Annotated in this window: 26 protein-coding genes and 1 pseudogene; 12 read left to right on the plus strand and 15 right to left on the minus strand. The window is 34.3% G+C overall.

From position 1 onward, the window contains the following. Positions 1-1,216 (minus strand): annotated as a pseudogene (locus ACPYKA_RS03145) (CD3337/EF1877 family mobilome membrane protein); the annotation flags it as partial. After that, positions 1,167-2,171: an ATP-binding protein gene (locus ACPYKA_RS03150; protein ID WP_479540991.1), complete on the minus strand. Its 1,005-nt coding sequence runs from the start codon at positions 2,169-2,171 to the stop codon at positions 1,167-1,169. The pseudogene ACPYKA_RS03145 and the gene ACPYKA_RS03150, both read right to left, overlap by 50 nt. Here ACPYKA_RS03150 and ACPYKA_RS03155 point away from each other — a divergent pair. From ACPYKA_RS03155 to ACPYKA_RS03165, 3 genes are all read left to right on the plus strand, one after another. Beyond that, complete coding sequence (locus ACPYKA_RS03155; protein ID WP_479540954.1) at positions 2,085-3,611, plus strand: ArdC-like ssDNA-binding domain-containing protein; 1,527 nt, start codon at positions 2,085-2,087, stop codon at positions 3,609-3,611. The genes ACPYKA_RS03150 and ACPYKA_RS03155 overlap by 87 nt on opposite strands. Before the next feature lie 9 nt (positions 3,612-3,620). Beyond that, positions 3,621-4,697 (plus strand): hypothetical protein, encoded by a 1,077-nt coding sequence (locus ACPYKA_RS03160; RefSeq protein WP_479540955.1) that lies wholly within the window; start codon positions 3,621-3,623, stop codon positions 4,695-4,697. A 254-nt stretch (positions 4,698-4,951) separates the two neighbouring features. Continuing rightward, positions 4,952-7,078: a type IA DNA topoisomerase gene (locus ACPYKA_RS03165; RefSeq protein WP_479540956.1), complete on the plus strand. Its 2,127-nt coding sequence runs from the start codon at positions 4,952-4,954 to the stop codon at positions 7,076-7,078. Between the two features lie 93 nt (positions 7,079-7,171). Here ACPYKA_RS03165 and ACPYKA_RS03170 read toward each other — a convergent pair whose 3' ends face one another. The 12 genes from ACPYKA_RS03170 to ACPYKA_RS03225 form a co-directional block, all read right to left on the minus strand. Beyond that, the gene (locus ACPYKA_RS03170; protein ID WP_479540957.1) at positions 7,172-7,600 is read right to left on the minus strand and encodes a hypothetical protein; all 429 of its coding nucleotides are present in this window, start codon (positions 7,598-7,600) and stop codon (positions 7,172-7,174) included. A 119-nt stretch (positions 7,601-7,719) separates the two neighbouring features. Next, the gene (locus ACPYKA_RS03175) at positions 7,720-7,905 is read right to left on the minus strand and encodes a hypothetical protein (RefSeq protein ID WP_479540958.1); all 186 of its coding nucleotides are present in this window, start codon (positions 7,903-7,905) and stop codon (positions 7,720-7,722) included. Positions 7,906-8,130: 225 nt separating this feature from the next. Continuing rightward, positions 8,131-8,310 (minus strand): hypothetical protein, encoded by a 180-nt coding sequence (locus tag ACPYKA_RS03180; protein WP_479540959.1) that lies wholly within the window; start codon positions 8,308-8,310, stop codon positions 8,131-8,133. A 49-nt stretch (positions 8,311-8,359) separates the two neighbouring features. After that, the gene (locus ACPYKA_RS03185; protein WP_479540960.1) at positions 8,360-8,812 is read right to left on the minus strand and encodes a JAB domain-containing protein; all 453 of its coding nucleotides are present in this window, start codon (positions 8,810-8,812) and stop codon (positions 8,360-8,362) included. Positions 8,813-9,018: 206 nt separating this feature from the next. After that, positions 9,019-9,219, minus strand: coding sequence for a hypothetical protein (locus ACPYKA_RS03190; RefSeq protein WP_479540961.1), 201 nt, complete (start codon positions 9,217-9,219; stop codon positions 9,019-9,021). A gap of 74 nt (positions 9,220-9,293) precedes the next feature. After that, positions 9,294-10,322 (minus strand): DNA cytosine methyltransferase, encoded by a 1,029-nt coding sequence (locus ACPYKA_RS03195; protein ID WP_479540962.1) that lies wholly within the window; start codon positions 10,320-10,322, stop codon positions 9,294-9,296. Between the two features lie 317 nt (positions 10,323-10,639). Next, on the minus strand, positions 10,640-11,278 hold the full coding sequence (locus ACPYKA_RS03200) for a hypothetical protein (RefSeq protein WP_479540963.1): 639 nt from the start codon (positions 11,276-11,278) through the stop codon (positions 10,640-10,642). A gap of 410 nt (positions 11,279-11,688) precedes the next feature. Further along, positions 11,689-12,303 (minus strand): recombinase family protein, encoded by a 615-nt coding sequence (locus ACPYKA_RS03205; protein ID WP_479540964.1) that lies wholly within the window; start codon positions 12,301-12,303, stop codon positions 11,689-11,691. A gap of 232 nt (positions 12,304-12,535) precedes the next feature. Further along, positions 12,536-12,886: a hypothetical protein gene (locus ACPYKA_RS03210; protein ID WP_479540965.1), complete on the minus strand. Its 351-nt coding sequence runs from the start codon at positions 12,884-12,886 to the stop codon at positions 12,536-12,538. Positions 12,887-12,974: 88 nt separating this feature from the next. Beyond that, complete coding sequence (locus ACPYKA_RS03215; protein ID WP_479540966.1) at positions 12,975-14,558, minus strand: RepB family plasmid replication initiator protein; 1,584 nt, start codon at positions 14,556-14,558, stop codon at positions 12,975-12,977. Positions 14,559-15,036: 478 nt separating this feature from the next. Continuing rightward, on the minus strand, positions 15,037-15,189 hold the full coding sequence (gene sda, locus ACPYKA_RS03220) for a sporulation histidine kinase inhibitor Sda (protein WP_479540967.1): 153 nt from the start codon (positions 15,187-15,189) through the stop codon (positions 15,037-15,039). 68 nt (positions 15,190-15,257) lie between these two features. Then, complete coding sequence (locus tag ACPYKA_RS03225; RefSeq protein ID WP_479540968.1) at positions 15,258-15,494, minus strand: hypothetical protein; 237 nt, start codon at positions 15,492-15,494, stop codon at positions 15,258-15,260. Between the two features lie 250 nt (positions 15,495-15,744). Here ACPYKA_RS03225 and ACPYKA_RS03230 point away from each other — a divergent pair, with 250 nt between their 5' ends. Together ACPYKA_RS03230 and ACPYKA_RS03235 are read left to right on the plus strand one after the other, a co-directional pair. Next, complete coding sequence (locus ACPYKA_RS03230; protein ID WP_479540969.1) at positions 15,745-16,560, plus strand: ParA family protein; 816 nt, start codon at positions 15,745-15,747, stop codon at positions 16,558-16,560. Beyond that, the gene (locus tag ACPYKA_RS03235) at positions 16,561-16,974 is read left to right on the plus strand and encodes a hypothetical protein (protein WP_479540970.1); all 414 of its coding nucleotides are present in this window, start codon (positions 16,561-16,563) and stop codon (positions 16,972-16,974) included. A gap of 314 nt (positions 16,975-17,288) precedes the next feature. On the opposite strand, the gene ACPYKA_RS03240 is transcribed toward ACPYKA_RS03235, so the two are convergent. After that, positions 17,289-17,558, minus strand: a complete 270-nt coding sequence (locus tag ACPYKA_RS03240) for a helix-turn-helix domain-containing protein (RefSeq protein ID WP_479540971.1) — start codon at positions 17,556-17,558, stop codon at positions 17,289-17,291. Positions 17,559-17,994: 436 nt separating this feature from the next. Here ACPYKA_RS03240 and ACPYKA_RS03245 point away from each other — a divergent pair, with 436 nt between their 5' ends. The 7 genes from ACPYKA_RS03245 to ACPYKA_RS03275 all read left to right on the plus strand — a co-directional run bounded on the left by ACPYKA_RS03245 (position 17,995) and on the right by ACPYKA_RS03275 (position 23,798). Next, complete coding sequence (locus ACPYKA_RS03245; protein ID WP_479540972.1) at positions 17,995-18,501, plus strand: helix-turn-helix domain-containing protein; 507 nt, start codon at positions 17,995-17,997, stop codon at positions 18,499-18,501. A 332-nt stretch (positions 18,502-18,833) separates the two neighbouring features. Further along, on the plus strand, positions 18,834-19,088 hold the full coding sequence (locus ACPYKA_RS03250) for a hypothetical protein (RefSeq protein ID WP_479540973.1): 255 nt from the start codon (positions 18,834-18,836) through the stop codon (positions 19,086-19,088). Between the two features lie 25 nt (positions 19,089-19,113). Further along, positions 19,114-19,341 carry a hypothetical protein gene (locus ACPYKA_RS03255; protein WP_479540974.1) on the plus strand — a complete coding sequence of 76 codons (228 nt, stop codon included), beginning with the start codon at positions 19,114-19,116 and terminating at the stop codon, positions 19,339-19,341. Between the two features lie 82 nt (positions 19,342-19,423). Next, positions 19,424-20,548 (plus strand): hypothetical protein, encoded by a 1,125-nt coding sequence (locus ACPYKA_RS03260; protein ID WP_479540975.1) that lies wholly within the window; start codon positions 19,424-19,426, stop codon positions 20,546-20,548. Between the two features lie 16 nt (positions 20,549-20,564). Continuing rightward, entirely contained in the window at positions 20,565-23,138 is a 2,574-nt protein-coding gene (locus ACPYKA_RS03265; protein WP_479540976.1) for a VirD4-like conjugal transfer protein, CD1115 family, read from the plus strand. Next, positions 23,135-23,368 carry a hypothetical protein gene (locus ACPYKA_RS03270; RefSeq protein WP_479540977.1) on the plus strand — a complete coding sequence of 78 codons (234 nt, stop codon included), beginning with the start codon at positions 23,135-23,137 and terminating at the stop codon, positions 23,366-23,368. Before ACPYKA_RS03265 ends, ACPYKA_RS03270 begins: the two co-directional genes overlap by 4 nt. 4 nt (positions 23,369-23,372) lie before the next feature. Continuing rightward, positions 23,373-23,798 carry a hypothetical protein gene (locus ACPYKA_RS03275; protein ID WP_479540978.1) on the plus strand — a complete coding sequence of 142 codons (426 nt, stop codon included), beginning with the start codon at positions 23,373-23,375 and terminating at the stop codon, positions 23,796-23,798. The last annotated feature ends 31 nt before the right edge of the window (positions 23,799-23,829 follow it).

Here is a 23,829-nt window from a genome sequence, read left to right on the forward strand (position 1 = left end):
CTGTAAAGCATGGATGAAATGCTAAAGGCAATTGTAATAATTAATGTAATTCCAGCACGAAGCATAATCACATTAAACAATTTCATAATCGCCTGTTTTCCCATGTTTTCAAAGGTGGGTATCATCGACAGTAAAAAACTGATGGGTAAAAACATGGCATAGATGATAAACAGAATTTGTGAGAAAATCATAATTCCCGATAGTAGAAACACGAAAATGGAGATACCGATATTAAACAGAAATAAAAAGAAGACCATTCCTAAACGTGTAGTGGTCTTCGTAATTGTTAAGTTTTTATTGTCATGATCTTCAATTTCTGCTTTTACAGCATCTTCACGATCTTTCCCGTTATTCGTATCAGGATTGATGGAGACTAAGCTTTCAACACGTTCTTCACCAATCGTTTCTTTATCCGAATCATCAACATCCACGGCTGTTCCACTTGAACAGAAAAGAGGTTATTCCGTATCAAATCGACACTATCTTTTCCCTGACTAGTAGAGCTAGGCATTAAGATTTTTGTTCCTAAGTCTAAACTTGCCTGACTAATATCTGCCGAAAAGTCATTTATTTTAGCAATATACGTTGGGGCATAGGCAATAAAAGAAGCCGACAAAATAAACACGACTAAAAAGTTTAGGATCGCTCGAAATGCTTTCGTCGTTTCCCGTTTCATTAATCCTGTATATGCCACGTAAATCCCAATCACTAAAATAAAAATGAGTAAGAAACCCACATAAAATCCCGAACTGCTGAAACCACTTGCCGTAATTCCAGCTAATGTTTGCATGTTTTTCCCGATAGCGTCTGCCGTTTGGGAAATGAAATCGAGAGAATAAGCTTGTTGGATTAAGTAGCCTGTCGCATTCGATAAATATAAGCTAATAATCCAAATGAAATTAGTGATTGTATATAAGCCATACATGACCTGTTTACCTATGCCATCATCCCAATTCCACGGCAACCAATCCCAACCCGAATCCACGTAGAAATCTAATTGATAATGGTCAAGTGGGTACAAGGAATAGAGATTATCTTCTGACACCGTATCATCAACTAAGCCAGCTGCTTGAGTTAATGTTCCAAGTAAAAGAAGACATAGAAAAACGGCAGTACCAATAAGTACCACCGTTAAGACAATCTTTTTCCATTTTTGTTTTTTCAAATTAATCGCCACCTTTCTTCTCCTGTGTCGGTGGACGTGTATCGAAAGCATGAAATAAATCCTCAAAAACAGGATGGACTTGAATAATTCCGACACGTCCATATAAGTCTTGAATTAAACATTGTCCATTTTCGAGTTCCCGTAGTCGCCTTTGATTCGATTCATCTTCCGAATCCACACCAAAGAATTGAAGGGTTTTCTTTATTTCTGTCATATCTCTTGAGCGAAAGGCAAACTTTACACCGATATTATTTTTTAATTTTTCATCGGTTAAATCGTCAGCGTTCTGGGTAACAAAGTAGACACCAGCATTCATGGCACGCCCTGCACGAACCAATTTATTAGAAAGTGTTTTTCCTTGTGCGACTTGTAGGAAGCTCCAGGCTTCGTCCAAATCAACAATTTTAAAAATGCTACGGTCGGAATGGATAAAGTCTAATGCAAAAGTAGAAATGACAATCAACATGGCGACACTTAATAATTCCATCGTCGTATATTCCTCAAAACTTGTTTCTGCGTCTGGTAACACTAAATCCGCCACTTGGATAATATTTAACTGTTTTTCTAAACTGATCGAATGTTTCACCGTTCCATCTGAAAAGAGGAGGTGGGCAAAGTCATAATCCGTAAAACTTTCGATATGGTCTGCAATAGGGCCCGCTAATGGATTAGGGTCACTTCTTAATTCATGAATCACAAGAAGCAAGCCCCGTTCTTCTTGTTGACTCACAGCACGAATCGCTCTTCGTAACACAGGAAACTTTTCACCATCTCGACTAGAAATACCCGTGAGGAAAGTGAGAATATCAATCGCAAGACTTTCTGAATCCTTTTTCTTTTTCATAATGACATAAGGATCAAGTAATCCTTTATTTTGATCATCACTCGTTAAATTAACAATATGGAAGGTGATATAAAAATGGCATATAAGCGAAAAACTCATGAAGAACGCATGAAAGAGATTGAAGATTTGACCAATGACATGACAGAGAAAATTGAATCTTATTTCGTATCAGAAGAAGCCTTAAAGGAACACTTGGCTTTTATGTCCAATTTTTATAATTACTCTTTACGCAATATGTCCTTGATCGACAGTCAATTTCGTGGGGCTAGGGCAGTTGGTTCATTTAATTTCTGGAAAGAAAAAGGGGCATTCGTTAAAAAAGGTGAAAAGGGTATCAAGATTCTTGTTCCTACACCAGTTGAATATTTCAAAAGAAATGATGATTGGGTTCAAACTCGATATGCAAATGCAAAGGAAAAGGAACAAATTAAAAAAGGTGAAATAGAAACTCGTAAAAAGTTGTTTTTCAAAATTGGTCATGTGTTCGAATACACCCAAACGGACGCAAGAGAAAAAGGTTTGGAAGTCTCTCAAATATTTGGACAGTATCATAAGGATGGAGAGATTGAAAACAATAAAGAAATGCTTGAAGCCCTTCAAAAAATAGCTGACAAAGTAGGCTTTACAATTCTTGATGAACCACGTGAAGAACTCGGTACAGCGAAGGGGGCAGCGTACCCTTATTTGAAAGAAATTGCCCTCAATCCAAGGAATACAGATTATGAGAATGTCACTACTTTAATTCATGAATTGGCTCATGCCAAGCTTCATACACCAGACACCAGAGACAAATTGACGACAGCCGAACGTGAATTTCAAGCTGAAATGGTATCGTATGTAGTCGCTAATAGGTACGGAATTGATACAGAAAATTTCACTCTTTCATATTTAGGTGGATGGACAGAAGGAAAGGAATTAAAGGATAAAGAGAACCTTCTTAATGAGGTTAGAGATACAGCGAAGGAATTTATCGAAGTGATCGACACACATTTTTCTGAATTAGAAAAAGCAAAAGTCCATACGGTTGAATATACAAAAGACTCTTATGAAGAATTACTTTTGATTCAAGAAAATAATGGACTATCAAGCAATGTTGTTGAATTTGAAAACAAAAATTTTCTTGAACATTTAAAAAAGGAAAATCCTCATGATTATTATAAGTATCTATCATATACAGCATTGAATAAACACGAATCGAAAGATGGATTTATCACTGAATTAGAAGTCAAAGAACCGTTGATGATGATTCATAACCATGATTCCGAATTTAAAAGTTTTGGAGAAGTTAATAATTTGGACTTTGATTCAGTTCTTAACAAAAATAAGGAAATTGAATATACAATTGCTTTGCCGAATGGAGATAAACCATATATGGTTTCTGGTAGATATGATAAAGAAAAATATGCACATCCATTACACCATTTAGAAAAAGAAAAGATAGTTAGTAAAGAAAACTATGGGTTGTTAGAAAAAAGTTATCATAGTGTTTTGTTAAATGAAGAATCACATTATATAGGAAAAGTAGCACCAAAAATAAGAAATGAAATAAATAAAGCAGAAAATAGTTTGAATAAAAAACCACAATTTGAATTGGAAAGGTAGGTAAATATAATGGCTTTAAATTGGATTGAAATGAAGCAGGTTGAAAAATTGGTCGTGGCTCATGGTGAAGAATTAAAAGAACATATCAATAAAAATAATAATGGATATATAACTAAAGAGGAATTAACTGAAATGCTGGATAGTCATTTTGAACGTATAGAAAACCTTGTTAAAGAAAGCGAAAAATCGTTTGATTTAAAACAGTTACAAGAAAAATTTCAAGAAGCCCTCAAAAAATTTAATGAACAAATTAATAAGCATACTCAAAAGGTGAAAGACGGATTCAATCAAGCTAAAGATTTTGTCAATGACAATATAAATCAAGTAAAGGAAAGTGCCAATAATAAAGTAAATGGAATGGTAAACAATTTTAATGATAGATTAAAGGATTTGTCTGCTAGTTTGGATGATAAATATGGTAAATATAATCATAAACTCAGAATAACCTCACTTGAAAATGAACAAGGTCGAGATAGTGAGGAAATTGCTCAAATAGTCATGACTAATGGTGTTAATGGGAAGGAATATGCTCTTAGTGTTTGGGCAGGAGATATTGAAAAAAATGAATTAGAACCATACTATGTTTACTTAAATAATCCACAATCCTTGTCAGAAGGCGATTTAAGCGTTTCTGATTCATTGTACAGTGCTTTGCATGATTCAACTCTTTCAGACGTTATAAAAATGAATAGCGAGGTTGAGCAAAGCATTCAAGAATATTTTAAGGATGAAAGTAAAACATTTAGTATTGAAATTCCAAAGAACGAACAAAACTTTGATTTGCATGAATTAATTGTTGATGAAGAAGTTGCAGATTTGCTCTTAAAAAATGAAAGGGCAATGGTATCTAAACAGGATTTAATAGACTTTGGAAAGTTGGTCGAAGGTGATAAAGACATTTCCTATAATCTTAACCATGAATTAAATGAATCGTTTGAAGTCATACTCAAACAGACTGGCGTTAAAAAAGATGAAGTTAAATATCTAAATACTGCATTCAGCACATTGAATGTAAATCTTGACGCAAGTGATTTTTCTAAAAATAAGTCTATTGAAAAGGCAAGCGAACCAGAAATGACTTTATAGATACAGCGAATTGTGGAGAGCTGCCAAACACGTTTTTTGTTTGGCCACTCGGATACAAGTAGCGTATACAGGGTACTGATTACTTGTGATTGCAAGTTATTTTTTTAAATCACAAATATCAGTATTCTGTTATTTTGGTGATACCGAACGTTACAGCTGATACCAGGATGAAAAATAAGCTTAAAACCCGAACATTATTTCAATGCCTGGAATTGATTTTTGGGTCAAATACCGAACGAAAGGATGAATAATGCATGTATGGAAAAACAGTTATTTTAGCAGAAAAGCCGTCACAAGCAAAGGCATATTGTGAAGCTTTCGACGTAGAAAAAAGAGAGAAAACACATATTATATTAAAGCCATGTAACACATTCCCGAACGGTGCTACCATAACATGGGGAATCGGACATTTAGTTTCCTTGAAAATGCCACAAGAATATAAAGAGGATTGGGGAAAATGGAATTTAGCGAACTTGCCTATCGTTCCAGATCGCTTTGAGTTTAAAGTGACGAAAGATAAGCAGAGTCAATTTAATGCTGTTAAGAAATTGTTTAAGGACGCTGATGTAATTATCAATGCTTGTGATGTGGATAGGGAAGGCTCAAACATTTTTTACTCAATCTTAAATATGACAGGTGCTAAAAATAAGACAATCAAACGACTTTGGATTAATTCATTGGAAGTGGATGAAGTACGAAAGGGTTTTAATAATTTGCAGGACAACTCAAAGGATTTACTTATGTACAACGAAGCGAAAACTCGTCAAATATCCGATTGGTTGGTGGGGATCAACGCAAGTCAGTTGTTTACCTTACTTTTAAACCAAAAAGGGCTTAATACTACGCTATCAGTCGGACGTGTGCAGTCTCCAACCGTTTTTATGATTTACCAAAGGCAGAAAGAAATTGAGAATTTTGTTTCAAAGCCTTTCTATGAATTGTTTGCTGAATTTACTCATGAAAAAGGCGTTTATAAAGGGAAAGCCAAAATAAAAGAGGACGATAAGCAACAAGTCATTTCTCTATTGGAAAAGAACGGTCTTTCCTGTTCTTCTCCTGAAAATGGAGTTATTGATAGCGTCACAAAACAACTCAAAAAGACTAAATCGCCATTGCTGCACTCGTTGTCAACCTTGCAGACAACTGCAAATAAGCGTTGGAAATATAGCCCTGCAAAGGTGTTAGAGGTTATGCAATCTCTTTATGAAAAGAAACTGGTCACATATCCTCGGACTGACTGCAATTACATTACAGACAGCGAATTTGAATACTTGTCGAACAATGTTGAAGAATACCAAAAGCTTTTAGGTGTTTCATTTACAGCCGATAAAACGCCCAAAAAGCGCTATGTAGACGGTTCAAAGGTTCAGGAGCACTATGCCATTGTTATGACGAAAACAATCCCTTCTGATGGTACTTTAAAGGCTCTGAATGGGGAAGAAAAAAATATTTATGAAGAAATCATGAAAACAACACTTGCTATGTTTCATGGTGATTATGAATATGAGGAAACCACCATTACTACGAAAGTAAAAGATATTGAGTTTTTCACAAAAGGAAAGGTCGAGGTTGAAAAAGGTTGGAAATCACTTTTCAATGAAACAGATGAAAAAGACAAGGAAGGTTCGGAAGTCTTGCCCCCCGTACAAAAAGGGGAAACTACAAGTAGTTTGTTAGAAGTGAGAGAAGGCTTCACACAACCACCGAAACCCTATACAGAAGGTGGACTGATCAATATGATGAAAACAGCAGGCAGGTTGGTTGAGGATGAAGCCGATAGCGAAATCTTAAAAGAAGTTGAAGGCATAGGAACAGAAGCTACACGTTCTGGAATCATTGAAACCATTAAGAAAAATGGTTATATCGAAGTGAAAAAAAACATTGTTGCTGTCACAGAAAAAGGCAAAATTCTTTGTGAAGCAATAGAGGGAAACTTGCTTTCAAGCCCTTCAATGACAGCTAAATGGGAAAGTTATCTGAAGAAAATCGGAGAAGGTAAGGGGTCACAGGAAAACTTCTTGAGAAACATACAGAAGTTTTTAGACTCTACTATTGATGAAGCACCTAAAAAGCTTGATACGGAATCGGTTAATGTGGCTGTAAAGGAACAAGTAAGTACACAAATTATAGGTAGTTGCCCTGTATGCAATGACGGGAAAATGGTTGATCGGCAGAAGTTTTTTGGATGCTCTAATTACAAAAATGGCTGTACGTTCTCGATTTCTAAAACTATTTCCGGCAAGAAACTCACTCAAAAAAACATCAAAGACTTACTAGAAAAAAAGGAAACAGGGAAAATCAAAGGATTTAAAAGCAAAGCAGGAAAAGCCTTTGAAGCAATTTTGTTCATTAAAAATGATAAGGTTAGTTTCAAATTCTAAGCAACATCATCAAATAGACAGAAAATGAAAAATAAAAATAACCCTCATTTTGACTAGTCCATTCAAAACGAGGGTTATTTTACATATTGTGGATTATAGATATTTTATTGTTATTACTGCGTCTCTCAATTCTTCTCCATCCACATAGCGTGTATGAGCAATCTTTTCAGCTTCATCTTTTGTAATGCCTGTTTCTTCAAGAATCCTTGAAAATCCACCTGGACCTGTTCCTACATAACCACTTGTTAAACCACCGTCAATTACTACATCGAAGTTTTTACCTTGTATAAAAGTTACATATTTAATCTTTTGACTTAACCTATAATGTACAATCTCATGAACAGTTCCTATAACTGCCAATAATCCTTTAACAATGTTGGTGGCTTCAGATGTTGTTCCCTCATTTACTCTTACTCTTGTTCTTTCAAATACTGGTATGTCTCCTTCTAATCTGTCAAACCTTGTTATTACTTCCATAGATTCATCTTCTCCTTTTAATGTGATGTGTAGGAAAGGCTTCATATCAACCTTTCCTACCTAAAATTATACCATAAAAACTACAAAACTACAAGTAGTTTTTTAATAAAAACACCCCTAACAGAGCGTTTCGGAATAAACTTTTGAATATATTCCATGAAGCATTACCACTTATCTTCAACTTTGATGATGTACCCTCTTTCTATACAATCCAGAACGATATTGAAAACATTTACGTTCATCAATTCGTTGTCTACATAACTACCGAAAACAAATTCGTTTCGATTGATTAAATGGATAACCTTTCTTCCGTCCTCTTTAAACTTCCTTACAATTACTACATTTTCCATAGATTCATCTTCTCCTTTTTTAAAAATGATGTGTGTGGGAAAGGCTTCATATCAACCTTTCTTACTTAAAATTATATCATAAAAACTACAAAACTACAAGTAGTTTATATAAAAAGAACGCCTAATTTGAGCGTTCAAGAATGCTTCAATTCCCCCTTTTTTCTAAAAATAATGTTTTGATTTCTTCCTTCAAAAATTGTAATGGTCATACTTTATAATCGCTCATTATTTTTCAATTTCTTTTCTGGTTTTGATCTCTAACATTTCAATCTGTTCAACGATTTTTTCTAGTTCATTCTCATGTGCAATAGCTAAATATAGTTTGTCCTGCTTTTTGAGATAGCTGATATTGTGTAGAATGGCTGATACTTGGCTGCGTATTGTTTCTTGAATGTTTTCTCTCATGTTTAATACCTCCGTTTTTTATTTTTAAAGGGGGGAAGCCCCCCTTTTATTACATATAACCTTCTTCATTTAATGAAATATAATCTTTATTACTTACTATTAAATGGTCTAATACTTCAATACCTAAGATTCTTCCACATTCAACCAATCTTTTTGTTACCTCAATATCCTCTGGACTTGGGGTTGTGTCGAATGACGGATGGTTATGAGCAACTATAATACTTGCACCGTTGTTTAAAATAGCTGTTTTAAAGACTTCCCTCGGACTTACAAGTGAAGCATTCAGTGAGCCAATATGCGCTTTATGGACTGCTGTGATTCTGTTTTTCGTATTTAATATTATGACCAAAAATATTTCTCTGTCCTCGTCACCAATCAACTCTATTGCCACTTTTGCAACGACAGACGGGCTTATAATTTGGGTCTGTGCAATCCCTAGATACCTTACGCTAACTTCTTTTGTTTCCTGCTTGATACTGATAACCTCAAATACTTTTTCCATAGATTCATCTTCTCCTTTTTTTGATGTGATGTGTGTGTGGGAAAGGCTTCATATCAACCTTTCTTACTTAAAATTATAGCATACAAACTACAAAACTACAAGTAGTTTTATAGTTTTTAAGACATATAATTAACGATTGCAATAAAAAAAGGTAGCGTTTATGCCACCCTTTTCTTTCATCCCATTTTTCTAATAATCCGTATTTCTCACAATAAAGTTTTAATATCTTCAAAGTAATAAGACATTACCAAAACTACTAAACCCACAACTCCCAAAACAGTTACATTAGCATACAATTTGGCTTTTCTCTCTTGGCTGTTACCTGACCAATTAATCGCAAAAGCCCCTATTATTATGAGTGATATTACAGCGATCACACCTATAATAAACATGGAATAATCAATCATATTGCATAACACCTTCTTTTTTAAAGTTTATTTAAAGCACCACACAAACTACAAGTAGTTTGTGTGGTGGTATATTAGATAGATAGTGCCAGTTGTTTGTGGCTAGAGAGTTGTTGAGTTTCTCCCTTTTCATGGCTGTCATATAAGATACTATAAAATAAATCTTCGAGAACATTTACAACAATACTATTGCCAGCCATTGCGTATAAGGTCGCATTTCGTTTCCCTTTTTTGGTCGGGAATTCCTTTAAAACCGAATAATAATCAGTGTCGTCAAAACCTAATAACCTCCAACATTCAAGTTCTGTTAGGTAACGGTAACGCCCATCACTCATTTTTATTACTCCTGCGTTTGGACATCGGTCTTGTCGCTCTGTTATAGTCCAACAATAGTCATCTATAACATCTAACATGCGGTTATAATTTTTATTGGTTGGTTTATAAAATTCAGGAATTTTATTTAGCATAGAAGGTACGTTTATAATGTGTTGTTCTTGAATTTCATGTTCTGGTTGTAAAAATTCTTTTATGTGAGTTGACTTTCTTTGACGCAATTTATCAAAATCAAAACGTATACCTCCCAAAAATGATACAGTAAACAATCTTTCTCTTTTGTGAGGTATTCCATGATTCATAGCATTTATAACTCTATATGAATTAGTGTACCCTAATCTAACCATGTTGTTTAAGTAATCAGCAAAAGCATGTTTCATATCGCTATCAAGGACTCCTGCGACGTTCTCCCATATAACTACTCGTGGTCGCCACATTCCCATTTCCTCTATTATTCGTAGTGTTTCAAATAGTAACGAGGATCTCGTATCGCTACCTCTAGCCCCACCTTTTCGTTCTCCCCATCTTAGTCTAGCCCTGCTAAAATCTTGGCAAGGTGAGCCATGTATCAAAATATCGGCTTTTAAATTGTAGCCAACAACAGTCTGTGGCTTATAGCGATTGTCAAACATGGCGTTGTAAGCACGTACTCTGTTCGTTTGTATCTCCACATAGTCAATGTTTTTGTGGTCAACACCGAGATTGATTAAGGCTTTTCTGGGTGCGCCAATTCCTCCAAATAGTTCAAGAATTTTGATTCTGTTTTCCATAGATTCATCTTCTCCTTTTTTTGATGTGATGTGTGTGTGGGAAAGGCTTCATATCAACCTTTCCTACTTAAAATTATACCATATAAACTACAAAACTACAAGTAGCTTTCGGGTATGTTGCAATTATCACTTCCGTGCGATAAAATATTAGTGCGATAAAATGGAATTGAACAATTTTGTGTTAGCCCATTTAACTCATTGCCGTGAGTTAAGGGGCTTTTTGTTTTTTGTATAAACTACAAAACTACAAGTAGTTTATACAAAATGGAAGAACAGCGATAATCCTTGAAGCCCTTCCTTTTTTCTAGAAATAATCTCTATTTATGTTTGTCTATCCAACTGTGAATCTTGTCTTTAACATTGCTCGTGCTATCTTTAATATCATCAAAAATCATGGACAGGAGTACAAACCATGAGATTTCTTCATTGTAAGGGTTGTTTTTATTAATGTATTTCAGCACTTGCTTTAATTCCTTCATCCTCATTTTATCTATGTGTTCATGTAAATAAGCTTTCACAAAGGCATTTAGGATATTAGTGTTCCTGGTACTTGCGTCTAATAATAAGGCAGTTGCTTTCGAGGGAGTTACATCTAAAGCGTAAGCCAATGAAGAAATGTCCTCATAGGTCGTTTGAGTAAAGCGTGTGGTGATTCTAACGTTCTTTCCAGACTGATATTTGTATTGCAGTGATTCCCTTTCAAAATCACCCATAAAGAGGGTATTTGAAAATTGAAAATCACGCCTAAAGTATTGAGATAAATATTCAATAACCCTTCTCGATCTCAAACCCTTCTCACACAAAATTTCCACCACATCTTTTACAGGTGTGTTTGTAATATAAGATAAACGATAAATACATTCCCGAAGGTTGTTTGAAATTGTCGGCTTCACATCTCTTTTTTTATCTGAACGAGTTTTTCTCATTTTAGTACCTATTACCTCTCCCCTACTCATATTTACCCTCTCTTTTCGATAGTTTTGTTTAGGACAGTGTCCTAGTGTCCTAATCTTATTTTTATGTATATGGGGGATGGGGGACAGGTATGTTTAAATATTTTCAGATTTGTCCATGCTTTTATTAAAAGCGAGTGGAAGGAGAAACGGGTGTGAATATGACGAAAGATGAAGCAAAGAAGTTGGCTAAACGAGGGATTGAAAATAGTAAAAAATACAGCATTCCGTTGAAATCAAAAAAGAAGAAATAAAAAAGGGGAGATCAATTTCTCCCCTTTTTTATTCGAATAGAAAAAAGGAACGAACCTTTTCCGAGGTTCGCTCCTTAAATATACACACACATCATCATTAAAAAGACAAAGCTTTTTAAGATGAATCAATAAAATTATTATACCATGCAGCAATGTATTTTACAAAGGAGTTATATCATTATTCCGTTGCCCTTTGATTTTATATATGGTATTTCTGGAAACGCCTGTTAGTTTGCTTATATCCATGATTGTATTTCCCTTTTCTAATTCTGAAATTATCGTGTTGTAAATAAGTTTATCCTTTCCTTTCGCTTCGGGATGATATTGTATTGGTCGCCCTTTATACCTTCCTTTTTTTCTAGCAATGGCTATTCCCTCTTTTGTTCTTCGTAATATCTTGTTTCTTTCTTGCTCGGCCAGATAGCCGAATAACTCTCTTGCAATATTTATCATCAATCTTCCTAAATCGTCTTGATACTTAGTTGTATCTAAAATTGGCACATCAAGAACCACTATATCAACGCCACGATTTATTAAATCGTTCCATTCGTTATCAATATCTTTCTTCGATCTACCTAGACGGTCTAATTCGGCAAATACCACCACATCTTTTTCTCGGATGAAACTTTTCATTTTTTTGTATTCTTCACGCTCTAAATCTTTGCCGGATTTCTTATCAATAAATATTTTCTCACAACCATACTCGGTTAATGATTGAACCTGACGGTCAACATTCTGTTCTTTCGTACTTACTCTTATGTACCCTACTTTCATATATTTCCCTCCCACTATTTAATGAACATTATATAATGAACACGCTGAAAAAGCTGTTTCTTACAGTCTGTTGTGTGTTAATTTTGGGTAGGGTTAAAATGAACACGATAAAACTACTTGTAGTACTTCTTCACAAAAACTACAAGTAGTTTTATTATTGGTGCTAAACCATATGGAAGGGATTATCACAATCTCCACAAATAATGTTCATTTCTGGCTTGGTGGTTCTTAATTAGTACCGAATATCTATTACTTGTTTGATGACTTTTGTATTTTTATCATCAAGTGGTCGCATAACTTCTCCTAATGTGATTTCATCCATTGAATTATTGAAGCATTGCAAGGCAAAACGAATCATACCTCGTTCACTGGATGAAAAAACACCAATGATTTCATATAGTTCATCAAGGTCAATATTGCCTTCCTCGTCAATCGCACTAGCGACTTGTTTAGCCTTATAAGTAGCACCGACAATATAAGCAAACGAACCGTACTCTACATCTTGCAGCAAACTTTCCTTTTTAAACTTCTCTAAAAGCAACGCTGTTTGTTCCTCATGTACTTCATCTTTGAAATAAATCATAGCGAACAACTCCTTTATCTTTTTCTTATTTAAAATTATACCATACAAACTACAAAACTACAAGTAGTTTAAAAAGAAAAGAGGTCGGTCATGCCGATCTCTTTAATTCATTCAAATATAGTTCGTTTATAACTTCTTCTTTTATTTGTCCATTATTATCTAAGTAGCCCAATGCTTTTAGTTCTTCTTTTTTCTTTTCTACAAGGTCATGGAGAACACCAGATTCTTTCAGCTTTTTATAATCTTCAAATTTACTTCCAGTTAAAAACTTGTTGTTCGGGCTTGTTTCTTCTTCTTTTTTCCACTTAACCATCAAATCAAAATGTTCTGCGTCTTTATATGTTAAACTGTAATTCCCTAATCTTCCTAATTCAAATGCGATTTGTTCTTTCCTTTCTTTCTCTCTTTTGCTTTTTTCGCCTTCAAACCACCAATCTGGTAAATTTTCAACTCTTGTTTTATTGCCCTTGAAATCGAGTATATCTTGAACACTAATATTCGTATTTCCTTTTACCACTTTTTCTACTAATATCTTTAGCTTACTTATGATAAATGCTTCTGGATTTTTTATAGTCGCTGCATGTTTTGTATAATTAAATAATTCATGAACTTCTCTGCTAATATTGAAAGTAGGGATATTTATTAGCTTCATCAAAAGTTTTTCTATTGTGAAGCAAGCGTCATTTCCAATCCCACTAAAAAGATTGTTCAAAATAATAGCCTTTACTCGTTCTTCATCATCAAAATAAACCATTTCGCCTGTTTTTCTATCGTAATAACTTCTGTTCCTTGCTTCATACTTCTTTTTGAATGATTCAGCGTAAATGCCACGCTCTGAACCTTCACCCTCCGAATCATTTTCTGGTTGTTCCTGTGAGTCGGCAGGGGGCTTTTCGTCCACCTTTTTCAGCTTTCTTTTTTCCTTTATTTCAAATGTTAATGATGTGATTTTACGAACTGTTTTATGTTCAATCATAGTCACTTTAAACTCGGAATGCTCGTTTACTTCGGCAAGTGCAACTTCTAACGCTTTTTGTTTAAAATGTCCATATTGAGAAAGACGAAATTGTTTTTTCCCATTCACTTCTTTCACAACAGGTACACCTAACAGGCTTTTCAATTCATCCACTTCAACTTTCCAAGTGCCGATTTTAGACCACTTTTTTATCAGTTGATATAATCTTGACGAATAAACACTTTTAAAGCTTAAAAGAACGTTTAATCTAACAGTAGTAAAATTCTTTTCCAAGTTTAATAGATATGGGTACAATTCTGGCGACAGTTTAATCTCTGCCATGCCTTCTTTGGCTAGATAGCTTGATTTGGTTACCCACTGAAATATCTCCCAACTTCCATCTGGTTGTTGTATCTCTATCAATTTCTTCATCAATTTCTTTATAGCATTCTTAAATCCTATGTAATTAGGGTCTTTAAATCCTAACCACTCTGTAAAGTCTTTAATAGGCACTTTAAAGGTCGGTATGTCTTTTATAGGGTTTTTGATTACTCTTTCGCCTTTCTCATTAATATCAAACTCTGGCGGCTCAATATTACTTAATACAGCGTAAAGCACTTTTTGTTCTCTCATACTCAATGAATCTGAAAATCTAGCCTGTACTAGATCATTGTGTACGGTTACCCAAAAGTCTTTATTTAGTTTAATATCATTCATCTTATACAACCTCTCTTTTTCTAATGATGTGTGTGTAGTTTTAATATACATCAGCATTCTGATATTTGCAATCAATTATCACCAATTATTTTAGAAGTGATTTTTAAGAGAAGTTCCTGACTTTTAAAGACGTTCATTTGGTGATAGTTAAAAAAACCGGCGTTCATTTGGTGATTTTTAACGTTCATTTGGTGATAGTTGGACGTTCATTCGGTGATAGTTAGACGTTCATTTGGTGATTTTTAACGTTCATTTGGTGATAGTTGGCGTTTCTTTTGTGATAGTTAACCTCAATAAACCCTATTATATCAACGTTTTGGAGGGGTCGATAACATCAATAAAGCTTTAAAACATCTTTTAATAACATTCTTTAATAACAACCAAAACATAGCTTCGTCTGGTTTTGATTTTAAATGATTAATATTTCTCTTTAAAAAAACTTGTTACTAGAGAAAAGGGAAAGAAAAAAGGACAGCGATTAGCTACCCTTCATTTTTTGTTCTATGTTTTTAATATTGACCAACCTTCGTTTCAACTCTAATTCAAGTAATTGAATGAATTCAGGGTCAAGACTTAATTCCTTAGATTTTATATAAGTTTTTTTCAATAATTCATCTGATAAAGCGTCCATTTCTTTATTCCACCTTTTTTCATTCTGCAAATAACAGAATACTGATATTTGTGATTTAAAAAAATAACTCATACAGTTTCCTTTATCGAAATCCTTTTTATCAATAACCACTCATAACATTCTTTGACTGTTTTAATAGGTTCGTGGTACATATCGTTTTCAACTTCAAAATGCTCTGCATACCTTGATATTTTGGTTTGATTAAAAAACATTTCTTCACCGATCTTTAGATTAGAAATCCGTTTGTACAGTTCATCATCTTCATAGTCCAGATAATGATAAATGGACAACTGTTCATATTGCATGAATCATCTTCTCCTTTTAATATGATGTGTGTGTAAAACCATGATACAACAGAAACACAAAAACTACAAGTAGTTTAGTAGTCTCAAAAATCTTTACTACTACTTGTAGTTTTGTAGTTTGTGTGGTATACTTTAAGTACAATATAAAACTACATGTAGTTCCCAACGACAAAAAACTACTTGTAGTTTATGGATTGTATATGTTAGAATTTAATCACACACACATCATCTAATAAAGGAGTAGGTCAACATGGCTTATAAAATTACAATCGCAAACCAAAAAGGTGGTATAGGTAAAACCACTGTTACCTCAATGCTTGCTTATCAATTAGCTGAACAAGGAAAGAAAGTTTTAGTGGTAGACTTTGACCCACAGGGAAACACCACTCAACTTTTTAATAAAACGTTCTTTGATGGGGATTTCAGCGACTTTGTTTCTCTGATCGAGGGAATCCAAGAAGGTGATTTATCAAAATCTATTGCTAATGCAACAGAGAATCTTGATTTCATTCCATCACCTTCATCAATTGAAGCAGCAGCAGGGTTTAAATTGCTTTTAACTAAAAAGAATAGTTACACATTGTTGAAAAAACATATAGAACGAATTGAAAGTAGATACGATTATATATTCTTTGATATTCCACCGACTATCTTTACGGACTTCTTAAATAATGCCCTAACTGCAAGTGATTACTTTATCATACTGACTGAAACATCAAGTTTCTCATTTGAAGGGATAAGTGAATTTCATGCTACGGCTGAAGGAATCCATGAAAACCTGAATCCTAACCTAAACTTTTTGGGTATTCTAATAAATAAACTGCAAGAAGATGAAGAGATTAATGCGGAATTGGATAAAGCATATAACTTTGATGATGATGATTTGTTTTTCCGTACTCGTATACCTCGGAGAAAAAGGATTGCGAAGTTCATGGAAAAAGGAATGTACTATCGAAGAAAAACCAATCCTTATATCAAGTTAGATCGTTGGGATACTGACGCATATGAAGTCTTTGAGCAATTAGCCAATGAATTGAGGGAAAAAGTAGAGAGGGGTTTGAAGTAAATGAAATCATTATCTGGGGCTTTCAATAAAAATAATAACGATAATAAAAGCAAGGAAATTAGTGCATTGTTCACTAAAAACGTTGAATCAGAAGAGACAGTACCAAGAAAAATTTTTGAAAGCGATTATGAGTTTATTCGGAACTACGCATTTAGAAAGAACATTAAAATGTTAGAAGCCACTGAAATAATCCATAAAAAAATTCGTGATGAAGTGGAAAGTAAATCACCATCAATCATTAATATTGATGGTGATTTACTAGATGGAGCAAAAGAAAAGAGCATGCGCTTATCCGTTGAATTTATAAATTATTTAAAGTACCTGTCAAACGAAACACGAATTCCGATGAAGTTCATCATTTCATTCTTTGTACAATATTTTAAAGAAGAATTGGAAAAGGAAATTAAAGGTTAAGTGTAAGGAAGGTTGAAGATCGGGGAGGGGATTTCTATTTTAACCATAAAAGAAAGCTTTGGACGTTTGACTTTCCAATACAAGCTGTCCATTTTTCTAATAATAATGTTTTTCCTTTTGTTCGCACTCAACTTGAAGTCAATAAGTTATGTAATGTTGTCTCTCGGAATACTCTTATTGGTTTCCAAACACTTTATAGCTGCGTTCAGCCACATTTTGAAATCCACAATTAATATTGTCATATCAATAATTGCATTAGCTTTGTTCTTCTTCTTAATAATGCTCGTGATAGTTTATTTCTTTACATAAATAAGCTATTGCGGGCTTTTTTTTTCACTTTCCTCATTTAGTTCTAAAAACAATTCATCATCAAAAAACTCCGATAAACTCATATCAAACCCTTGTGCGATTTTTTTTAGAGTGATGATTCTGGGGTGCTTTGATCGACCAGACATAATTTCGGAGATAGTTGATTGGTTAACACCAGACCGTCTGATTAATTCATTGGTTGTCCACCCTTTTTCTTTGCAAAGACTTTTAACCCTTGCGGTCACTGCATGATGAATATCCATTACATGAATCATCCCTTCTTTTCCTAACCATCTATATTCTCAACTCTTTTTAAAAAGTTTATACAAATATTTAGATAATTAAAGACTAAATACCTATTTTAATTACAATCCCTTCAAATCATCTTACCACTGAAATCACCTTCAAATCAATATTTATCAATACATACAATCATTTCAAATTTCTTCAAATAGACTTATAAAACAACACTCATACCTCCATGTTTTCGACAAAAAACGACATGTTCAAACTGGTTCTTTTGTATCATGAAACTTTAAGAATCAATCAAATATCAGTTTGCTGATGTAGATTCAGGATAATCACATCAAGGCTTCACGTGAAATCCAAAACAGAGTTCTGCTCAAAAATATCAGTATTCTGTTGACAAATATCGGTTTGCTGATATAATGGAGATAATATCATAATTCTACACGATAAGGGGGTGTATTTTTGCCTTACTATTTCGGTGATTGGATTAGAGAGCAGCGTCAAATTTTTCAACTTTCTCAAGCCGACTTATCGACGAGAACGGACAACAAGATTAAGCAAAGTACGATAAGCATGTGGGAAAGAAGGGAGATTCTAACACCCTCACTTCGAAACATATGGACAATTGCTCAATCATTAGGAATCCCACTTTCTAATATTCCCTGGGATTACTTAGATTTTGGGTTCGACAATGAACAAGAATCGAGGTGTAACGGAGTGAAAGAAAGGTTCAGTTTATATGATTTACCTAAAGCGACTTCTCTAAGAACATTTGACGGTGAAACTTACGAGTTGAAAGGCTTCATTGGCATTGAAAAAGAATCGGGAGAAGTAAAGCACATCACTGATCTATATTACCGCACCAGAACCGTTGTTTCGGATTCAAAGGTACTTGCAAAAAGGAAGGGAGAAGATAGCGAATTAGTGAAAACAGGCGTGAGGAATAAAAGGAAAGAGAAAACGGAATGAGTTCTGTGATAAGAAGTAACACACCGTTAAGGACAGTATACAACCTCAAAGACAACTGAATATCGGAGTGTCCATTTATCTTAGTAGCCGAGTGGTGGATATACTCGCTTAAAAGGTTAGGCAAGGGAGTCCTAAAACTTGTCGCTTCACAATTGGCTTCGAATAGTTCTGCGTCATCTAAAAACGCTGTACGTCAATGAGCAAGCTGTTATAAAGTTTCGCATTCATTGTAGAGTTCGCGAATGAACTAGCTAAAAATTCGCAAACATACTGTCTTTAATGGTGTGTTACTTTATAAAAAATTTAGCTTGATGAAGGGTGGTGCTTTTCTTTTGGCTACAAAGGAACAACGTCAAAATAAAAAGTTTGTAGAAAAATTATTGCAGATTCAAGGGATTGATTATGATGATTGGGTGGATGAAATTCATGCTGAATATATCCAGAACAACCAAAAATTAATCTTTGAAGCATTAGACAGCAAACTGAACAAACGAAAAGACAAGGAAGAACAGCAAGACAAACAGCAGAAAAAAAACCTTGACGAAAATCAACACCAATCATTCAATTCTAACTCAAATAATTTTTAAAAAATATGAAAGGTGGAGTGTATAAATGGAAGGTTTGATTTCAACAGGTCAAGCGATCTTGGAGTGGGCGCAAAGATTAGGGATGATTAGTGCTGCCATTGCATTCTGTATCGGTGGTTACTACCTAATCTGGGGTGGAGATCAAGGACGGAGAAAATCTATCGGTTGGTTCATCGGTGGGGCAGTCGGTTTGGTCATAGTTATGGGTGCGTACGGAATCGCTCAAAGCGTTGACAGCAATATTAAATTTTAAATATGGACAAAAGAAAAGTCACTCTTTTTATAGGGTGACTTTTTCTATTGAAAAAATACAAATTGAAGGAGAGTAGGATGAATTGCTACAAGTGCTATTTTCTAATGTTGAGAACAATTTAATCCCGAATCATACAAGAATTGATTTTGATAAAGTGGTTGGCATGACACATGATTTGGAAATGAATTGTCGTGAAGAAAAAAAGGTAATGTCGTCTGAATTTACCGTTATTGCACCTGAAACCGAAACAACACTTTATGTTGGAACATTTAATTTTGGTTCTTATGATTATCCGAACATCTATCATCAGATAAAAGAAATGTCTAAATATATCAAGGTTAATAAGAAGAACCAAGCTGATAAAACTTATTTACTTGAACAGATTGAAAAATTAACACCAGATGAATACAAAAAGGAAGAAAAAATTGATAAAACGCTTATCAACCTTGATAAAAGCAAGATTTCCAAGCTAAAAAAATGGCAGCGTGTGGTGATTTATTCGATAACAGCTTTAGCAAGTGCCGGTTTAATTGTTGTTTCTCTTTCTTTTGTTTTTCAAAAGGCTCAATATGAACAAGCCTTAGCAGAAGGAAGGGGTGTAGTAGATCAGCAAGATGAACTAATGAAAAATTATGAAACAGCCCTTTTAGGAGATAAAGACGGTCTTAAAGGATATTTGGAAGGTAAAGACCTAAATGAGAATCAAAAGTTTATTTTGGTTGATATGTATTTGAAAGAAAACGAATATGACAAGGCGGTTACTGTAATGGGTGACCCAGTTGAAGTTGAAACCATCATCTTAAACAATGATTACTGGGAGAATGGTGAAGCTAAAATTAAGAAGTTGCAGGAGTTTAACGAATTGTATCCTACAAATGAAGCACGTTTTGACCTTGCATATTTTCAGAAGGACTATGAGTTAATGATGAATCTACCACAAGTAAACATGACAGCTAAACGCTCACGAATGAAAACGTACGCCCTCATGAAATTAGGAAAAATTGATGAAGCAAAAGCAGAATGGAAGAATAATAATGATGAAAAACTGAAAGAAAAAATTGATAAATATGAAGTTTTAAAAGCTGAAATTGGTACGCTGACAGAAAAGCTTGAAAGAGAAAAACAGGCGAAAGAAAAAAACAAGGAAACCATTGAAAAGCTGACAAATGAATTAAAAGAGAAAAAAGAAGAATTCCAAGCTTTATAAGGGGTGATTTCATATCATGAACGAAAATAAATTTATTCGCCTGTTAAAAAAAATAGGAATCCCTGTACTGGTTTTTCTAGTAACATTCACCGTCTTATTTCTCGGATTGAATTTTGTGGTGAATTTAGGGGTTGAGATATTCCAAAAAACTTTCGGAACAGGCTCATTTTTAGAAACGGAAAAGATAAACATTGATAAAAAAATGTTTGTGTCTTTTCCGTTTATTGCTTCATCCATAATTGTTTATTTAATCCTTCTGGTTGTCTCTTTGGCTTCAAGCATACTCATTGTTTTTAAGTTTATTACCAACTTCGGTCAGTTGAAAAAAGACCAAAAAGGAAGTGCCAGGTTTACAACCTTTAAAGAAATTCAACAGCAATATCGAGATGTACCAGACAAAGGAGAACGCTTTGAAGGTGGTGGGGGTGTTCCGATTGCACGTTTTAAAGACAGATTATTTATTGACGACAGCCCTGTAAATAACATGATTATTGGTACTACTCGTTCAGGTAAAGGTGAAACCTTCGTTTTCTCTGCGATTGATATTTATAGTCGGGCAGAAAAACAGGCAAGCATGGTTTTGAATGACCCGAAAGGTGAATTGTACTCGGCTTCAAAAGAGACATTGGAAGGTTTGGGGTATCATGTAGAGGTTTTAAATCTTATGAATCCCTTACAGTCAATGTCTTACAATCTATTGCAGTTGACAATTGACGCATTTATGGAAGGGAACTATTCACTTGCACAACAGTACGCCCGTTCAGTGGCGTTTATGTTGTACTATGACCCAAAAAGTAAAGACCCGTTTTGGTCAAACTCGTCAACAGATTTATGTACAGCATTGATTTTAGCTTTATGTGAACAATGTAAACACGAACCAGAAAAAATCAATATGTACAATGTGGCTTTAATGCTTTCGGATTTAGGAACTCGCATGGTGGAAGATGAAAACGGAAATGAAATTAGTGCATTAGATGATTTCTTTGCAGGTTTTCCAGAAAATCATCCTGCAAAAATGCAATATGCAACAATCAATTTCTCTGGTGGTCAGACAAGAGCAAGTATTTTAGCGAATACCAACGCTAAACTTGGTGTATTCACGTTGGATGGTACAGCAAAATTAACTTCGCAAAATTCCTATGATATGTCAAAAATCGGCTTTAGCAGATGGATAAAAGGAAAGACGAAACCAGATACGAGGATTCACCTTACTTTTCCTAATAATAAAACCGAAACAATACGGACAGATTCAGATGGAATGTTTACCTTGTATCACAAAAATCCATTAAATACGGATGATGAAGTTTTGGTTAAAGTGCAAGGGGAAGAAACCAGAATCAAAATTACAGGAAAGCTTTATAAGAAAACAAAGGACGGAAATGAGAAGTTTGAAGGATCTCTATCTTCGACAACGGATAATGATACCGTTAAAGTTGTTGAGGTTATGGAGTACGACAAACCGACAGCAATCTTTATGATTGTTCCAGATTATGACGCAACTTTTAACGTCATTGCTTCATTATACGTGAAGCAAGTTTATACAAACCTTGCTCGAATCGCGTCCAATGCAGAAGGTGGCAAATGTCATAGAGAGGTTATTTTCCTCCTTGATGAATTTGGTAATATGCCTGCGATCGAGGGCATGGCAAATATTATTACGGTCTGTCTTGGACGTAATATTCGTTTTAACTTGATTATTCAGGCATACGCACAACTCGAAAATCTGTATGGGGAAGATTGGAAAACGATTGATGGTAACTGTGGAAACACGCTTTATCTTTTGACTGCTGATGAAAATACAGCAGAAATCATTTCAAAGAAACTTGGCGAAAAAACAATTGTTACGAAATCACGTTCTGGTCAAACTATTTCCCTTAATAAATCTAAAACAGAGAGTGTTGATTCCAGACGTCTAATGACTTCCACAGAAGTAATGGGATTAAAGGAAGGGGAAATGATTGTCCTTCGGGTTATTAAGCGACAAGACAAGAATCGTAAACGAATAAAGTCATATCCTATTTTCCTTACTGGAAAGACTGCTTTGAAATACCGTTGGGAATATTTATCGGATTACTATGACACAGACAAGTCGATTAACGATATTGATATTCCTTGCGAACATTCAATGACGGACTTGAACAAATTGAAAGCCAGTTTTGTGGTCAACAATTATACAAAAAATATAGAGATCGAGAGTGAAATTGATAGAGAAGTTGAAAAAGAAAATGAAAGCAGCACTCAAAAAAGTGAGAAAGAATTGTTACTAGAAAAAGAGATTGAACAGAAGAAGAAAGAACAGTCATTAAAAAGACAGCAAAAACGAAAGGAAGAAAAACTCAACCAAAAAATCAACGAACATTTAAAAGCGTCACAGGTCATTCAAAAGGGCTTGATGTTACAGGCTTTTGATAACGATATGGAGAAGATAGAAGAATATAGCCAGATGGGGATATTGGAATTTAGGGATATAGTTTTATCAAACAATCATCAGATTTCTGATATGATTTGTTCTATCATGTTATCAAAAATTAACGCTGCTCTCGAACAAGTGGAAAATGATATTGAAAAAGAAAAGGAGACTGTATCATGAATGAAAAAATCGCAATGCTAGACAGGTACTTAATTTCTCAAAAATCGTTGCTAGAAAAAGGGAAAGTTCTTTATGTTCGGGTTGATGATGGATTTCTCACTATCCAAAATGAAGTAGATGAAAACGGAAAACAAAAAACAGTCACGTATTTTTCGGAGTTTGACGCAATGCTAGAAATTCCTATGAAACAGTTTATAAATGAGAGTGAAAACGAAAAAAGTAGGTGTTGAGTATATGAAGTTTAAGCCGATAGCATTTTTTCTGTTGGCAGTAATCAGTGTCTTATTGGTTGCCTGTTCATCTGAAGCTAAAGAAAGTGAACATTTTAAACAGATTGATGTTGATGAAGTCAATAAATACTTTGAAGGCAATAAAAAAGGATTTCTTTTGATTGTTACAGATAATGACGAATATTTCATACCAACTGTTAAGAGATTGGCAAAAGAAAAAAACATCATGGTGGCTATGTATAACCCTTATCAATCGGATGGAAAAAACGATAATGAAGGGGCTTCGATCTTCCCTAACTCGAAAGATGTAAAGGGTGATGCTTTGTATTACATGGAAAACAATGAGGTTCAGGGCGAATTAACGGTAAATAGATACGCTGATTCTCAACTAAATAAGGAAGTCTTGAACTTTTTTGACCTTCATGAGTAGTTGAGGTTTCAGTATCAATTTCTGTTTTTCG

Source organism: Pseudogracilibacillus amylolyticus (SeqCode), assembly GCF_051918545.1.
Lineage (GTDB): Bacteria > Bacillota > Bacilli > Bacillales > Amphibacillaceae > Pseudogracilibacillus.

Bases quoted from the DNA above. Each gene is read 5' to 3' on its own strand.
- ACPYKA_RS03175 (WP_479540958.1), bottom strand. From the start codon at position 7,905: ATGGAAAATGTAGTAATTGTAAGGAAGTTTAAAGAGGACGGAAGAAAG.
- ACPYKA_RS03270 (WP_479540977.1), top strand. From the start codon at position 23,135: ATGAATGAAAAAATCGCAATGCTAGACAGGTACTTAATTTCTCAAAAA.
- ACPYKA_RS03235 (WP_479540970.1), top strand. From the start codon at position 16,561: ATGAAATCATTATCTGGGGCTTTCAATAAAAATAATAACGATAATAAA.
- ACPYKA_RS03205 (WP_479540964.1), bottom strand. From the start codon at position 12,303: ATGAAAGTAGGGTACATAAGAGTAAGTACGAAAGAACAGAATGTTGAC.
- ACPYKA_RS03170 (WP_479540957.1), bottom strand. From the start codon at position 7,600: ATGAAGCCTTTCCTACACATCACATTAAAAGGAGAAGATGAATCTATG.
- ACPYKA_RS03160 (WP_479540955.1), top strand. From the start codon at position 3,621: ATGGCTTTAAATTGGATTGAAATGAAGCAGGTTGAAAAATTGGTCGTG.
- ACPYKA_RS03210 (WP_479540965.1), bottom strand. From the start codon at position 12,886: ATGATTTATTTCAAAGATGAAGTACATGAGGAACAAACAGCGTTGCTT.
- ACPYKA_RS03165 (WP_479540956.1), top strand. From the start codon at position 4,952: ATGTATGGAAAAACAGTTATTTTAGCAGAAAAGCCGTCACAAGCAAAG.
- ACPYKA_RS03240 (WP_479540971.1), bottom strand. From the start codon at position 17,558: ATGATTCATGTAATGGATATTCATCATGCAGTGACCGCAAGGGTTAAA.
- ACPYKA_RS03155 (WP_479540954.1), top strand. From the start codon at position 2,085: ATGGCATATAAGCGAAAAACTCATGAAGAACGCATGAAAGAGATTGAA.
- ACPYKA_RS03265 (WP_479540976.1), top strand. From the start codon at position 20,565: ATGAACGAAAATAAATTTATTCGCCTGTTAAAAAAAATAGGAATCCCT.
- ACPYKA_RS03185 (WP_479540960.1), bottom strand. From the start codon at position 8,812: ATGGAAAAAGTATTTGAGGTTATCAGTATCAAGCAGGAAACAAAAGAA.
- ACPYKA_RS03230 (WP_479540969.1), top strand. From the start codon at position 15,745: ATGGCTTATAAAATTACAATCGCAAACCAAAAAGGTGGTATAGGTAAA.
- ACPYKA_RS03255 (WP_479540974.1), top strand. From the start codon at position 19,114: ATGGAAGGTTTGATTTCAACAGGTCAAGCGATCTTGGAGTGGGCGCAA.
- sda (WP_479540967.1), bottom strand. From the start codon at position 15,189: ATGGACGCTTTATCAGATGAATTATTGAAAAAAACTTATATAAAATCT.
- ACPYKA_RS03225 (WP_479540968.1), bottom strand. From the start codon at position 15,494: ATGCAATATGAACAGTTGTCCATTTATCATTATCTGGACTATGAAGAT.
- ACPYKA_RS03215 (WP_479540966.1), bottom strand. From the start codon at position 14,558: ATGAATGATATTAAACTAAATAAAGACTTTTGGGTAACCGTACACAAT.
- ACPYKA_RS03200 (WP_479540963.1), bottom strand. From the start codon at position 11,278: ATGAGTAGGGGAGAGGTAATAGGTACTAAAATGAGAAAAACTCGTTCA.
- ACPYKA_RS03195 (WP_479540962.1), bottom strand. From the start codon at position 10,322: ATGGAAAACAGAATCAAAATTCTTGAACTATTTGGAGGAATTGGCGCA.
- ACPYKA_RS03190 (WP_479540961.1), bottom strand. From the start codon at position 9,219: ATGATTGATTATTCCATGTTTATTATAGGTGTGATCGCTGTAATATCA.
- ACPYKA_RS03180 (WP_479540959.1), bottom strand. From the start codon at position 8,310: ATGAGAGAAAACATTCAAGAAACAATACGCAGCCAAGTATCAGCCATT.
- ACPYKA_RS03275 (WP_479540978.1), top strand. From the start codon at position 23,373: ATGAAGTTTAAGCCGATAGCATTTTTTCTGTTGGCAGTAATCAGTGTC.